Annotated in this window: 10 protein-coding genes; 3 read left to right on the top strand and 7 right to left on the bottom strand. The window is 69.7% G+C overall.

Annotated elements, in window-relative coordinates; translation table 11 throughout:
* Positions 1-43: 43 nt before the first annotated feature.
* Both J2X20_RS14515 and J2X20_RS14510 read right to left on the bottom strand, forming a co-directional pair.
* Positions 44-3,370: a putative bifunctional diguanylate cyclase/phosphodiesterase gene (locus tag J2X20_RS14515; RefSeq protein ID WP_310265958.1), complete on the bottom strand. Its 3,327-nt coding sequence runs from the start codon at positions 3,368-3,370 to the stop codon at positions 44-46.
* An 80-nt stretch (positions 3,371-3,450) separates the two neighbouring features.
* The gene (locus J2X20_RS14510) at positions 3,451-4,215 is read right to left on the bottom strand and encodes a helix-turn-helix domain-containing protein (RefSeq protein WP_310265956.1); all 765 of its coding nucleotides are present in this window, start codon (positions 4,213-4,215) and stop codon (positions 3,451-3,453) included.
* A gap of 201 nt (positions 4,216-4,416) precedes the next feature.
* Here J2X20_RS14510 and J2X20_RS14505 point away from each other — a divergent pair, with 201 nt between their 5' ends.
* The gene (locus tag J2X20_RS14505; RefSeq protein WP_310265954.1) at positions 4,417-4,911 is read left to right on the top strand and encodes a Rossmann-fold NAD(P)-binding domain-containing protein; all 495 of its coding nucleotides are present in this window, start codon (positions 4,417-4,419) and stop codon (positions 4,909-4,911) included.
* A 74-nt stretch (positions 4,912-4,985) separates the two neighbouring features.
* Entirely contained in the window at positions 4,986-5,582 is a 597-nt protein-coding gene (locus J2X20_RS14500) for an NAD(P)H-dependent oxidoreductase (protein WP_310265953.1), read from the top strand.
* A gap of 8 nt (positions 5,583-5,590) precedes the next feature.
* On the opposite strand, the gene J2X20_RS14495 is transcribed toward J2X20_RS14500, so the two are convergent.
* The 5 genes from J2X20_RS14495 to J2X20_RS14475 are packed head-to-tail and all read right to left on the bottom strand — an operon-like array spanning position 5,591 to position 11,655.
* The gene (locus J2X20_RS14495) at positions 5,591-8,254 is read right to left on the bottom strand and encodes a bifunctional acetate--CoA ligase family protein/GNAT family N-acetyltransferase (RefSeq protein WP_310265951.1); all 2,664 of its coding nucleotides are present in this window, start codon (positions 8,252-8,254) and stop codon (positions 5,591-5,593) included.
* 12 nt (positions 8,255-8,266) lie between these two features.
* A complete protein-coding gene (locus tag J2X20_RS14490; protein ID WP_310265948.1) occupies positions 8,267-9,100 on the bottom strand; it encodes a universal stress protein in 834 nt (277 codons plus the stop codon).
* A 31-nt stretch (positions 9,101-9,131) separates the two neighbouring features.
* A complete protein-coding gene (gene adhP / locus J2X20_RS14485) occupies positions 9,132-10,154 on the bottom strand; it encodes an alcohol dehydrogenase AdhP (protein WP_310265946.1) in 1,023 nt (340 codons plus the stop codon).
* Positions 10,145-11,530 (bottom strand): MBL fold metallo-hydrolase, encoded by a 1,386-nt coding sequence (locus J2X20_RS14480; protein ID WP_310265944.1) that lies wholly within the window; start codon positions 11,528-11,530, stop codon positions 10,145-10,147. Before J2X20_RS14480 ends, adhP begins: the two co-directional genes overlap by 10 nt.
* Positions 11,530-11,655, bottom strand: coding sequence for a hypothetical protein (locus J2X20_RS14475; RefSeq protein WP_310265943.1), 126 nt, complete (start codon positions 11,653-11,655; stop codon positions 11,530-11,532). The genes J2X20_RS14480 and J2X20_RS14475 overlap by 1 nt, the downstream gene beginning before the upstream one ends.
* Positions 11,656-11,920: 265 nt before the next feature.
* Between J2X20_RS14475 and J2X20_RS14470 the strand changes: the two genes are divergently transcribed.
* Positions 11,921-12,535 (top strand): OmpW/AlkL family protein, encoded by a 615-nt coding sequence (locus J2X20_RS14470; protein WP_310265941.1) that lies wholly within the window; start codon positions 11,921-11,923, stop codon positions 12,533-12,535.
* Positions 12,536-12,547: the final 12 nt, after the last annotated feature.

Below are 12,547 nucleotides of genomic sequence, written 5' to 3'. Positions count from 1 at the left end.
CGGCGATGCTGGTGAAGGGGGGGTGTGCCGAAAGTCCGAGGGGTCAGTAGGCGGTGACCAGATCCGCCTCGGCAGCCAGCCTTCGCTGCAGCGCCTCGGGCGCGTCCGGCCGGCCGAAGTGGTAGCCCTGCATCTCGTCGCAGCCCTGGCGGCGCAGGTGGTCACGCTGGGTGGGGGTCTCCACACCCTCGGCCACGACCCGCAGCCGCAGGCGGTGGGCCAGGCCGATCACGGCGTCGACGAGGGCCTCGCCGTCGGGCTGGGCACCGATGCGGCGCACGAAGGACTGGTCGATCTTCAGCGCATCGATCGGGAACTGCTGCAGATAGGCCAGGCTGGAATAGCCGGTGCCGAAGTCGTCCAGCGACACCTTGACGCCCAGGTCGCGCAGCCGCTGCAGCATCTGCGTCCCCGCCTGCGGATTGCTGATCAGCATGCCCTCGGTCAGCTCCAGCTCGAGGCAGCGGGCCGGCACGCGGTGCTGCTCCAGGGCTCGGCCCACGACGCCATCCAGGTCGCCTGCGGCGAACTGTCGCGCGGCCACGTTGACGGCGATGGGCACCACCGGCAGGCCGGCATCCATCCAGGTGCGGATCTGCCGGCAGGCGGTGTCGATGACCCAGGCGCCGATGGCGAGGATGAGGCTGCTGTGTTCGGCCAGCGGAATGAACTCGCCGGGGGAGACCAGGCCGACGCCGGCCCGGTTCCACCGCAGCAACGCCTCTGCCGCGACGGTCTCGCCGCTGTGGGCGTCCACCTTGGGCTGGTAGTGCAGCAACAGCTCGTCGCGCTCGATGGCGCGGCTCAGCGCGGCTTCCAGATCCAGCTTGGCCATGGCCTTGCCATTCATGTCCTCCGTGTAGAAGCAGAAGCGGTTGCGGCCCATGTCCTTGGCGCGATACAGGGCGGCGTCGGCGTCGCGCAGCAGCTCCACGGCAGAGGCGCTGCCATCATCGGGGAAGGTGCTGATGCCGATGCTGGCCGTTACATAGGTGTCCTGGCCACAGGACAGGGCGATGGGCGCAGAGACCGTGGCCAGCAGGTCGCCCGCCAGGGTGGCGATGCGGTCGGTGCCCGACCCGCCATCAAGGATGACGAGGAATTCGTCGCCTCCGAGGCGACCGAAGAAGTCGGTGTGGCGCAGGCGCTTCTTCAGCCGCTCGGCGACGCAGACCAGCAATTCGTCGCCAGCGGGGTGGCCCAGGCTGTCGTTGACGGTCTTGAAGCCGTCGAGGTCGATCACCATCACGACCACCAGGCTCTCGTGGCGGCTGGCCTTGAGCAAGACCTGCTCGAGATGGCTCTGCAACAGCATGCGGTTGGGCAGGTGCGTCAGCGGGTCGTGGTGAGCCAGCCAGTCGGCCTGCGCCTCGCTGTCCCGGAGTCGGCTGATGTCGGTGAACACGCCCACGTAATGCGTCACGCTGCCGTCGTCCTCGCGCACGGCGCTGATGGTCAGCCACTCGGGGTAGATCTCGCCGCTCTTGCGGCGGTTCCAGATCTCGCCCTGCCAGTGGCCGGACTGGACCAGCGAAGCCCACATCTCCCTGTAGAAGGCCTTGTCATGGCGGCCGGAATGCAGCAGCTGCATGCTGGCGCCGACTGCTTCGGCCGAGGCGTAGCCGGTGATGGCGGTGAAGGCCCGGTTGACCAGCTGGATATGGCCCAGCGAGTCGGTGATGACAACACCGTCGCGAATGTCCTCGAAGACGGTCGACCACTGGCGCATGCGCTGCTGCAGGTCGCGCCGCTCCGTGATGTCGCTGGCGACGCCGTAGACGCCGATGGTGCGCCCCTCGTCGTCCACGAGCCGGCCCTTGCTGCAGGTATAGATCCGTTCGCGACCGGCCACGGTCAGCCGTGTCTCGAGGCAGACGGGCCTGTCCGAGCGCAGCACGGCGGCGTCATCTTCGAGCAGGCGGCGCACCTGGTCGGCGGGGTAAAGGCCGGTCGAGTCCGAGCCGATCAGCTGCTCAGGGGTGCGTCCCAGCGCCTTGCAGAGCTCGCGGTTCACGAACAGATAGCGGCCCTGCAGGTCCTTGGCGAAGATGGTATCGGTCGAGCAGTTGGCGATGGCTTCGGCGACCTTCCAGGCCCGCTCCTTGTCCTGATGGGCGGCCGCCATGCGCGAGGTGGCCTGCAGTTCGCGGCGCTTCATGGCGCCGTAGACGACCGCCCCGGCCGCCAGCACGGCCAGGATGTCGACGATGGCCAGGGTGGCAGCGCCGGACACGGCGTTGCCTTCGAGCAGGCTGCGAGGCGCCTGCATGGCGACATACCAGGCCGAGCCGCGGATCGGGGCGGCCACGGCGGCCTGGGCCTCGTTGCCGCCGCCCACGCCGTCCAGCACCGTGCCGGCCAGGGAGGGGTTGCCGGACAAGGCAGCCAGCGAGGTGGCGGCTGCGTCGGCTGGCCGAACCAGGGACAGGTCCGAACCGTCGGCGCCTATCGCCAGCACGCCCTGGCTGGCCGGGCGGAAGAACAGGGTTGTTGGCGTGTCGATGGCGGACCCCGTCTGCAACTGCGGGAGCAGCGTGCGGTGCGGCGCGGTGCGCAGCAGCAGCACCGTCTCGGCCCTGCCATCGACGCCCGGCAGTGGCACGAACAGGTCGAACTGCAGGCTGGCGGGTTCGTTTTCCCGGGCCTGAAAGTCGCCATGGGTCAGCAGACCCCGCTGCATTGCGGCACGGGCGCCGGCCGATGTCGCCGGGTCGAGAATCCGTGCGCGGCTGTCCGGTGCCAGCAGCAGCTGGCCCTGCCCGTCGAGCAGCAGCGCGTCGGCATAGCGCGAGGAGGCGAGCAGCAACAGCAGCTGCCGGCGCATTTCGGCGGTCACTGCTTCGTCCGGACTGCGCTGCCAGCGCTGCACGCTGGCGCGCAGCTGCGGGTCGATCGTGAGCTGCCGGGCTTCCTCGGTACGCCTCTCGACCCAGCCCTGGACCATGTCCGCCTTGAGGCCGGCCTCGCGGCGCAGATGCTCCACCTGCTGCTGATAGGACTTGTGGGTCGAGCTCGCGTAGCTGACCAGGCTGGTGAGGACCACCGTCGCCGACAGCAGGGCGAACACCCAGAGCAGGTTGCCCGAGCCGGACGGGTGGGGCGCACCGTCGCCAGTCTGGCGGCCGCGCGCCGCCGCGAAATAGATCAGGCCGCTGGTCGCCAGTACGAAGGCCAGGCCCTTGCCCTGGCTGACGGCCGACAGCGTCGCGACGTCGGAAGCCACGGCTTGCAGCAGTTTGTCCGACAGGATGATCCATGTCAGGCCGAAGGCGGCATAGGCGGCCGCGAGCCCCTGAGGGGTTTGTGGCACCAGGCGGCGCAGTGACATTGCGTGGTGGTCGACGAACTGGCCTTCGGGGGCCGGGTTCACAGACGTTGCGCTTGGATCTTGATGCTTTGCATTCATGGTTTCTCCCTGGATCGCTGCGCCGCCCTTGACAGGCGGATGGCTCAGTGAAGGCCGACCGCTGCCGGGCGGCTGGTGAAGCTGCCCAGGGCCTGGAAGTCGGGGATGCAGATGTCGCGGCGGCTCTTTTCGTTGAAGGCGATCAAGCGGGCCCGGACCAGCCTGGACAGCACCCGGCTGACCGTTTCCAGCGTCAGGCCGAGGTAGTTGCCGATCTCGGCCCGGGTCAGGCGCAGGCTGATCTGGTCGGTGCGCAGGCCGCGCATGGCCAGGGAGCCGGCCCAGTCGTGCAGGAAGGTCGCGACCCGCGCATCCGCCGGCAGGGTGCACAGCGCCGTCTTGGCCTCGCGGTCGCGCATGATTTCGCTGCTCATGGCTTCATGCACCAGGGCCATCAGGCGCGGCTCTTCCGCGCAGGCCTGCAGCAGGGCGTCGTAGCGCAGGGTCCAGACTTCGGACGTGTCCATGGCGATCGCGTCGCAGGCATGGCTGCCCCTGGCGATGCCGCTGAAGCCCAGCCAGTCGCCGCGGAATTTCAGTCCGACGATCTGCTCGTCGCCGCTCTCGGACACGCTGAGCAGCTTGAAGCAACCGGAGTTCAGCACGTGCAGCTGCTCGAAACGCTCGCCGTAGCGGTACAGCACGTCGCCGGCGTGCACGATGCGTCGTGCGGGGTTCAGCGTGGCCTGCAGCAGCTTCAGCTCATCGGCGATGCGCTGGACGTGCGCAGACGCTGCGCTCGACCCGCCGGGAATGCGAGACGCCATGACGTCGGTGCGTTGGACGGCAGTGTGTGAGGTCGTGTGCATCTCGGGCTCCGGTGAGGCTGGTTTGATGCAAACGATGCTAGGCAGCGTCGGCCAACGCGATGCCAACGGCCGGCGCCAGTCGGTCGCACTGCGTAACACTCGGTGAACGGACGGTGACGGAGCTTCATAACACCAAGCCAGATCCGGTCGGGTTGACCTGGGTCAATGCCGGCGCAGGACCTGTCGCTACGCTGACGCCCAATGTGTTCAAAAGCCCGTCAAGGCGCCACAAGCGCCGAGTTTTCCAGCCCCGAGGACGCAGCCGCGCTGGTCCGGCAGGCACAGGCCCTCCACCAGCTCGGCGACGGCGGGCCCCAGTTGCTGCAAGGCAAGAAGTTCGCTCTCGTGTCGCCGCGCAGGGGCGAGGAGGGCGAGGGCGAATTCCTGCGTGCCGCCACCGCACTGGGGGCGCATGTGTCCTGTGTCCAGCTGGGGCTCGACGAAAACAGCAGTGCACAGCAGATTGCCACCACCGCCCGGTTGCTGGCCAGGCTTTACGACGCCGTCGAATGCCAGCATCTCCCGGCCGCGCTGGTGGGCCAGATCGCCAGCAGCAGCACCATTCCCGTCTTCGCCGGCCTGGCGACCCGGGAGCATCCGACGGCGGCGCTGGTCAATGCCCTCGGCGTTGATGCGCCGCCGACCGTGCGGCGCCACGTCATCCTTCAGGCGGCCCTGCTGCTCAGCATTCGGTGATGGCGGCGGCCATGCGCATGCGGGCCTTGATCCATCGCAAGGCCGGGGGCCGCGCGCCGGGCTAGCGTGCCGCCATGACTCCCCAAGCCCGCCATGTCCTGCTGATCCTCGGCCATCCCGACGCGGCTGGCGGCCACCTCTGCCACGCGCTGGCCGACGCCTATGCGCAAGGCGGGCGCCAGGCCGGCCATGAGGTTCGTCGCATCGATGTCGCCCAGCTCGACTTTCCGCTGCTGCGCAGCAAGCAGGACTGGGAGCAGGGAGAGGTGCCGCCGGCGCTGCGGCCGGCGCAGGCGGACATCGCATGGGCCGATCACGTCGTGCTGTTCTACCCGTTGTGGCTGGGCGACATGCCAGCCCTGCTCAAGGCCTTCCTCGAGCAGGTGGCGCGCCCCGGCTTCGCGGTCGGCAGGCCCGGCCCCGATGCGCTGGGCGTCAAGTTGCTGAAGGGCCGCTCGGCCCGCGTCGTCGTGACCATGGGCATGCCGGCCCTGGTTTACCGCTGGTACTTCCGGGCGCACAGTGTGAAATCGCTCGAGCGCAACATCCTCGGATTCGTCGGCTTCGCGCCGGTGAGCGAGACCCTGGTCGGCAGGGTGGAGGGGCTGAAGGATGCCGACGTCGCCAAATGGCTGGCGCGCATGTGCCGCGCCGGCCAGCGCGCCGACTGAAGCGCGGATCAAGCCGCCACGGCGCGGCTCGCGACGAGGATCTCCGGGGGCTGCGCGCCGTCGGGCTGGATGTCGAAGCCCATGGGCTTGAGCAGGTTCAGCATGGCGCGGTTCTCGCGCAGCACATAGCCGACGAGGCGCTGGGTGCCGCGCGACGCGGCGTAGTCCAGCAAGGCCTGCATCAGCAGTCGGCCCAGGCCCTGGCCCTTGAGGTCGCTGCGCACGAGCACGGCGAACTCGGCATCGACGTTGTCGGGGTCGCGCACGAGGCGGGCCACGCCCAGCGTGTTGGGGCTGCCCGGCGCCTGCTCATCGACGATGACCAGGGCCATCTCGCGCTCATAGTCGATCTGCGTCATGCGGGCCAGATCGTCATGCGTCAGCGCGTGCGGGGCCTGGAAGAAGCGCATGCGCAGGTCTTCAGGCGTGCAGGCTTCCAGGAACTCGCGGTGCAGGGCCTCGTCCTCGGGCCGGATCGGGCGCATGACCAGGGTGCTGCCCCGCCAGTACAGGGTGCGGGTCAGTTCGGCCGGATAGGGACGCACGGCAAACCGCGCCATCCCCGAGGGCGCCATCGAGGACAGGCGCACGCGCGCATCCAGCGCGACGACGCCGCGCTCGTCGGCCAGCAGCGGGTTGATGTCCAGCTCGGCCATCTCGGGCAGGTCGGCCAGCATCTGCGCGACCGCGGTCAGGGTGTCGCACAGCGCATCGAGATGGGCCGGCGGCCGGCCGCGGTAGCCCGCCAGCAATCGCGCCACGCGGGTGCGCTCCACCAGTTCGCGCGCCAGCGTGCGATTCAGCGGCGGCAATGCCACGGCCCGGTCGCCCAGCACTTCCGTGGCAATGCCGCCCTGGCCGAACAGCAGCACCGGGCCGAAGATGGCGTCGACATGGGCGCCCACGATCAGCTCGTGGGCATGGGGACGCCGCACCATGGCCTGCACGCTGAAGCCCTCGACCAGGGCCTCGGGGCGGGTGAGCTGCAGATGGGCCAGCATGTCCTGCGCCGCCGCCCGCACGGCATCCGCGCCCTGCAGGTCCAGGCGCACGCCGCCGGCATCCGACTTGTGCAGGATGGCGCTGGACACCACCTTCAGCGCCACCGGGCCATCGATGCAGCGAGCCGCCTCGGCAGCAGCCTGGGGCGACGCGTCGACCCGGAAGGTGGGCACGACGGGAATGCCGTAGGTGGCCAGCAATGCCTTGGCCTGGACCTCGTCCAGCCATTCCCTGCCGGCCGCGATCGCAGCGTCGATGATGCTGCGGGCCTTGACGCGGTCAGGCTCGGACCGCGTGCTGGCGCTCGGGGTCTGGCGCAGCGTGGCCTGGTTGCGCCGGTAGGTCTGCATCAGCGCAAAGGCCCGCACCGCGTCCTCGGGTGTGTCGTAGCCGGCGATGCCGGCCGCCTCGAAGGCGCGGCGCGCCGGCGCGACGCTGTGGCCGCCCATCCAGCAGCTCAGCACGCGGCCGCTGTGCTCGGCCATCAGCGGGGCGCAGGCGCGGGCGATGGCCTCGCTCGGCACGATGGCCGTCGGCGCATGCACGAACAGCACGGCGCCGGCCTCGGGGGCGTCGAACAAGGCCTTGAGCGTGTCCACATAGCGCTGTGCCGGCGCGTCGCCAATGATGTCGATGGGGTTGCCGTGAGACCAGCTGGCCGGCAGCACCGCGTTGAGCCGCTGCATCAGCGCCGGACTCGGCCGTGCCAGCGGCACACCCAGCGAGGAGGCCGCATCGGCCACCATCACGCCGGCACCGCCGCCATTGGTCATCACCATCAGCTCGCGGCTGTGGTTGTCGCGAAAGCGCGCCAGCGTCTGCGCGGCGATGAAGAGATCTTGCAGCGTGTCCACGCGCAGCATGCCGGCGCGGCGTATGGCGGCGTCGAAGACGAAGTCCTCGCCGGCCATCGCCCCGGTATGCGAGGCGGCCGCCTGCATGCCGGCCGGTGCGCGGCCGGCCTTCACGACGATGACGGGTTTGGCCCGCGCCGCCGCGCGCGCCGCCGACATGAACTTGCGCGGCGAGTTGATGGATTCGATATAGAGCAGGATGGCGCGCGTGCGCCGGTCCGTCGCCAGGTGGTCCAGCAGGTCGCCGAAATCGACGTCCATGTGCTCGCCCAGGGAGATCAGGTGGGAGAAGCCGATCTGTTCGGCGTTCGCCCAGTCCAGCAGGGCGGTCAGCAAGGCGCCGGACTGTGACACCAGCGCCAGCTCGCCAGGCAGGGCGCTGGCCTGGGTGAAGCTGGCGTTCAGGCCCAGATGAGGGCTCAGCAGGCCGATGCAGTTGGGCCCCAGCAGCCGCAGCGTGTGCGGCCGCGCGGCGTCCAGCGCGGCCTGCTTTTGCTGCATCGTGAGGCCGGCGGTCACGATGATGGCCGCCCGCGTGCCGAGGGCGCCGAGCTGCCCGATCAGCGGCGCGATGGTGTCCGGTGGCGTGCACAGCACGGCCAGTTCCGGCACGAAGGGCAGGCCGGCGACGTCGCCGAAGCAGCGCGCGCCGTCGAGTTCCGGCAGACGCGGGTTCACGGGGGCCAGTGCGCCCTTGAAGCCGCCGGCAACGAGATTGCGCCAGACGGTGGTGCCGACGCGCCCCGGCTTGTCCGAGGCGCCGAAGACGGCCACGGACTCGGGCGCGAGCAGGCGGTCGAGATGGCGTTGCGTCATGAAGCGCCTGGTTCAGTGGGACATCAGCACCGGCGCGGTCATGGACGCCAGCAATGTGCGGGAGACGCCGCCGAACAGCCGCTCGGTCCAGCGGGCATGGCCGTAGGCGCCCATGACGATGAGGTCCGCGCCGGTGTCGGATGCCGCGTTGAGCAGCGCGTCGCCGAAGGCCAGCGTCGTCACCTCGTCGCGCACTTCGGCATCGACGCCCTGGAAGGCCAGCCATTGCCGGATGCCGGCCAGATGCGCGAGCGGGGCGCTGCCTTGCGCTTCACGGCGCCAGTGCATCAGCGTGACCTGCGCGGCGCGGCGCAGCAGGGGCAGGGCATCGGTCATGGCGCGCACCGATTCCGGGCTGCCGTCCCAGGCCACCAGCACGCGCCGCGTTCCCACCGGCTCCCTGTGGGTGTAGGGGATCAGCAGCACGGGCTTGGCGCAGGACAGCAGCACCTCCTCGAGCTCGGCCGCCTGCAGGCGGTGGCCGGGCAGCGACGGATCGGGCTGGCTCATGATCAGCAGGTCGGCACATTGGGCGCGCAGCACGAGCGAGGTCGATGCGGGGGAGGGGTCGGCCAGCGCTTCGAAGGACGGCAGGGCTTCCGAGGTGCAGCGCTTGCGGAAGGCCTGCGCGATGGCCATGGCCTCGTCCAGCAGGCGTTCGCTGGCGGCGGCCGCGGCGTCAGCCATGGCGGCTGCGGTCTGCATCACCTGGGCGTCCAGGACGGCCGTCGGCGCCAACCCGATCAGATGCGCGTCGAACTGGCGGGCCAGCGCGATGGCGATGGCGGTGCGGGCACCATTGGCGGGCGTCGCGTCGAGGGCGACGAGGATGCTGCGATAGGTCATTGCGGATCTCCGTATTGGGGCGTAGTGGGGGTCAGGCGAAGCTGAGGACCGCGCGCCCGTCGATGCGGCCCAGCCGCAGGTCGTCGAAGATGCGGTTGATGTCGTCCAGGCGGTGCGTGGTGGTGCTGGCATGCACCACGCCGTCGGCGGCAAACTGCAGCGCCTCGTTGAGGTCCTGCCGCGTGCCCACGATGGAGCCGCGCACGGTCTTGGCGTTGAGGACGACGTCGAAGATCGGCAGCGCGAAGTCACCGGGCGGCAGGCCGACCATGGACATGGTGCCGCGCTTGTGCAGCATGCCCAGCGACTGGCCGAAGGACTCGCGCGACACCGCAGTCACCAGGGCGCCGTGCACGCCGCGCAGTTCGCGCTGCAGCACCGCGACGGGATCCTCCTCGGCCGAGTTCACGCAGAGTTCGGCCCCCAGCTGCCTGGCCAGCTGCAGCCGGGCCGTGTCGATGTCGACCGCCACGACGTGAAAGCCCATGGCGCGGGCGTACTGCACGGCCAGGTGGCCCAGGCCACCGACGCCGACGATGGCCACCCACTGCCCCGGCCGGGCGTCCAGCACCTTGAGCCCCTTGTAGACCGTCACGCCGGCGCACAGGATGGGGGCCAGCGATTCGAAGGACAGGCCAGCGGGCAGATGGCCCACATAGCCGGGGTCGGCCAGCACGTATTCGGCAAAGCCGCCGTTGACGGTGTAGCCCGTCATCTGCTGGTGATCGCAGAGCGTCTCCCAGCCCGTCATGCAGTGCTCGCAATGGCCGCAGGCCGTGTGCAGCCAGGGCACGCCGACGCGGTCGCCCTCGCGGATGCCCTTCACGCCCGCGCCCACGGCGGCGACATGGCCGACGCCCTCGTGGCCGGGAATGAAGGGCAGGGGCGGCTTGACGGGCCAGTCGCCGTCGGCGGCGTGCAGGTCGGTATGGCAGACGCCGCAGGCGGCCATCTTGACGAGGATCTGGCCGGCCGGTACTTCCGGCACCGGGACCTCCTCCAGGCTGAGGGGCTCGCGATAGGCGCGGACGACGGCGGCTTTCATCAGGGGCATGGCAGCTCCGGGGTGGTGTCGAGGTATTCGGGGACCGAGGCCGGCCAGCCCAGGCGCTCCTCGATGGCCTGGCGCAGGGCGTCGGCGGCCTGCGGCTCGCCGTGGGTCACGTAGACATGGCGCGGCGGGCGCGGCAGCGTGCCCAGCCAGGCCAGCAGCTGGGCCTGGTCGGCATGCGAGGACATGCCTTCGATGGCGGCCACCTCGGCGCGCACCGGCACCCATTGGCCGTGCAGGCGGATGCTGTCGGCGCCCGCCAGCAGCGTGGCGCCGCGCGTGCCGGCGGCCTGGAAGCCGGCGAAGGCGATGGTGTTGCGAGGGTCGGGTGCGAGGGCCTCCAGGTGATGCAGCACGCGCCCGCCCGTGGCCATGCCGCTGGCGGCGACGATGACGCTGGGATAGGACGGATGGTTGAGAGCGCGGGATTCGTCCTCGGTGCGCACATAGCGGACCTTCTCGACGAGATCGCGGCGTTCGGGCTCGGTCAGCCGGTGCTCGTCGGCATGGGAATGCACGAGGCGGGTGACCTGGGTCGCCATCGGGCTGTTCAGATAGATCGGCAGGTCGGGAATGCGACCGGCCGCCTTGAGACTCAGGATGGCGTGCAGGATGGCCTGCGCGCGGCCGACGGCGAAGGCGGGGATCAATGTCGTGCCGCCACGCGCCGCCGTGCGGGCGATGACGTCGCAGAGGGCGTCGGCGCTGGGGGCTTCGGAGTGCCGGCGATCGCCATAGGTGGACTCGACGACGACGATATCGGCGCCGGCTGCCGCAGCCGGCGGTTGCATGACCGGGTCGTCGTCGCGGCCAAGGTCGCCGGAGAAGGTGATGGAGCCTTCGGGCGAGTCGAGGTGGACGCTGGCGGCGCCGATGATGTGGCCGGCATGGCTGAACGCCGCCTTGAGGCCGGGGATGGGCTCGAAGCCCTGGCCGAAGGCGTGCCGGCGCACCTGCTTCAGGCAGTGCAGGGCCTGGGCTTCGGTGTACAGCGGCAGGGCCGGTGAATGCTTGCTGAAGCCATGGCGATTGGCGTAGCGGGCGTCCTCTTCCTGCAGCCGGCCGGAGTCGGGCAGCAGGATGGCGATCAGATCGGCGGTCCCGGGCGTGGCGTGGATGGTGCCGCGAAAGCCCTGTTGCACGAGGCGGGGCAGGAAGCCGCTGTGGTCAATGTGGGCATGGGTGAGCACGACGGCGTCGATGGACGATGCCGGCACCGGGAAGGGCGCCCAGTTGCGCAGGCGCAGCTGCTTCAGCCCCTGGAACATCCCGCAATCCACGAGCACGCGCCGGCCCGCGTATTCGACGAGATGGCGCGAGCCGGTGACCGTGCCGGTGGCACCGAGGAAGCGGATGCGGGGACTGTCGGTGGCGTTCATCAGCGCAGCCCGGCGATGCGGTGGACCGGGCGGCAGCCGACCAGGCCGAAAGCCGCGGCGCCAGCGAGCCCGATGCCCATGAGGATGCGAATTGCGCGGTCTGCCGTTGCGGCGTTGGTGGCCATGATTGCCTCCGATGAGCGAGCCGTGGCCCGGTGACCGGAAGGCTAGGTGGACAGCCGCGTCGAGGACTTGCGCTTGATCAAGCGGATGCCGCGAAGGCCGGGTTGTTCCGGCGCATCAGGAAAAGCCGCTGTGTTTGATCCAACGCAAGACCTGCCGCGCTTGCGTCGAGCCGGGCCAAAGGAGTTTGTGCTGCCTCAAATTGCCTGGGCGTGTCGGCGCTTGCAATGTCTCCATCGGGATTTTTCCCAGCAACCGGAGTCATTGATGAAGCTCACTTTCGCCGTCCGCCTTGTTGTCGCCGCTGCCGCTGCCGTCAGCATGCAGGCCACTTTCGCTGACGAAGGGCCGCTGCTCGTGCGCGTGCGCGCCCTGCACCTGGATTCGGCCAACAAGGACAGCACGGGCCTGGGCCTGTCGATCAACAACAAGACCTTTCCGGAAGTCGATTTCAGCTATTTCCTGGCGCCCAATGTCGCGGCCGAGCTGATCCTGACCTATCCGCAAAAGCAGACCGTCTATTCCAATGGCAGCGAGATCGGCTCGCTCAAGCACCTGCCGCCGACATTGACGCTGCAGTACCACTTCAATCCCACCGGCACCGTCCGCCCCTATGTCGGCGCCGGCGTCAACTACACCAACTTCTCCAGCGTGAAGTTCTCGCCCGCCGTGCAAGCCGCGCTGCATCCCAGCATCAAGCGCAACAGCTGGGGCCTGGCCTGGCAGGCGGGCGCTGACATCGAGGTCGCCAAGAACATCTACCTCAACTTCGACGTGAAGCGGGTCAACCTGGGCACGACCATCTACTCGAGCGGCGCGGAAGCCGGCAAGTTCAAGGTCAACCCGACCTTGGCCAGCGTCGGCCTGGGCTGGCGTCTCTGATCCTTCACGGAC

This window comes from Roseateles saccharophilus (assembly GCF_031458095.1).
GTDB lineage: Bacteria > Pseudomonadota > Gammaproteobacteria > Burkholderiales > Burkholderiaceae_C > Pelomonas > Pelomonas saccharophila_A.
The sequence above is the reverse complement of the archived record's forward strand: the minus strand, read 5'-3'. Positions and strand labels throughout refer to the sequence as shown.

Excerpts from the sequence above, each read along its gene's own strand:
- J2X20_RS14480 (WP_310265944.1), bottom strand. The coding sequence starts at position 11,530 with ATGAACGCCACCGACAGTCCCCGCATCCGCTTCCTCGGTGCCACCGGC.
- J2X20_RS14495 (WP_310265951.1), bottom strand. The coding sequence starts at position 8,254 with ATGACGCAACGCCATCTCGACCGCCTGCTCGCGCCCGAGTCCGTGGCC.
- J2X20_RS14510 (WP_310265956.1), bottom strand. The coding sequence starts at position 4,215 with ATGCACACGACCTCACACACTGCCGTCCAACGCACCGACGTCATGGCG.
- J2X20_RS14475 (WP_310265943.1), bottom strand. The coding sequence starts at position 11,655 with ATGGCCACCAACGCCGCAACGGCAGACCGCGCAATTCGCATCCTCATG.
- J2X20_RS14500 (WP_310265953.1), top strand. The coding sequence starts at position 4,986 with ATGACTCCCCAAGCCCGCCATGTCCTGCTGATCCTCGGCCATCCCGAC.
- J2X20_RS14490 (WP_310265948.1), bottom strand. The coding sequence starts at position 9,100 with ATGACCTATCGCAGCATCCTCGTCGCCCTCGACGCGACGCCCGCCAAT.
- J2X20_RS14505 (WP_310265954.1), top strand. The coding sequence starts at position 4,417 with ATGTGTTCAAAAGCCCGTCAAGGCGCCACAAGCGCCGAGTTTTCCAGC.
- J2X20_RS14470 (WP_310265941.1), top strand. The coding sequence starts at position 11,921 with ATGAAGCTCACTTTCGCCGTCCGCCTTGTTGTCGCCGCTGCCGCTGCC.
- adhP (WP_310265946.1), bottom strand. The coding sequence starts at position 10,154 with ATGCCCCTGATGAAAGCCGCCGTCGTCCGCGCCTATCGCGAGCCCCTC.